This window comes from Lacinutrix sp. YIN62, assembly GCF_057219185.1.
Genome location: NZ_JBXVVH010000093.1, coordinates 1 through 531, shown reverse-complemented (window position 1 = coordinate 531; position 531 = coordinate 1). Strand labels below are relative to the sequence as shown.

Below are 531 nucleotides of genomic sequence, written 5' to 3'. Positions count from 1 at the left end.
AGAAAAATAAAGAGAAAGCTTTTAAGGGATGTAGAGGCTTTTTTATTGTGCTAAAGTGTAGCAACATTTTTATTAAAAAAGTCTTTAAATTTCTTTTTGGTAAGAAAAGAATCAATCATTTTAAAAACCATAGAGCGTTCATCTTCGTCAAGCTCTTGCATTAGTTTAAGCTGTTCTAAGGTCGTTTTATCTTCAATCTCTACTTCTTGTGGTAAATCGCCATCAAGATGCACAAGCTCGTCAATAGTGATGTTAAAATAACGAGCAACTTTATCTAAAGCACTTACAGAAATCTCACGCTGTCCGTTTTCTATTTTGCTGTAATTAGAGCGGTGCATGCCAATTAAATCAGCAATCTCTTGCTGTTTAATATTACGTTGTTCTCTTAATGTTCTTATGTTAGTTCCTACGTTCATATACTAATGTAATCTACACAAAAGTAGTCAAAAACAATACTTTTATCAAAATATGTTCTAAAATGATAATTTATTGTTGTCTAAAAAGAACATTAAAAGTATATTTGTAGTGTAT

The 531-nt window shown here is 30.1% G+C and carries 1 protein-coding gene; it reads right to left on the bottom strand.

The window, feature by feature from the left end:
• Positions 1–50 precede the first annotated feature (50 nt).
• Complete coding sequence (locus AC2D8I_RS16345) at positions 51–416, bottom strand: helix-turn-helix domain-containing protein (RefSeq protein WP_484707184.1); 366 nt, start codon at positions 414–416, stop codon at positions 51–53.
• Positions 417–531: the final 115 nt, after the last annotated feature.

What these genes read in the sequence shown, in the direction of transcription:
- AC2D8I_RS16345 (WP_484707184.1), bottom strand. Translation starts at nt 416, where the DNA reads ATGAACGTAGGAACTAACATAAGAACATTAAGAGAACAACGTAATATT.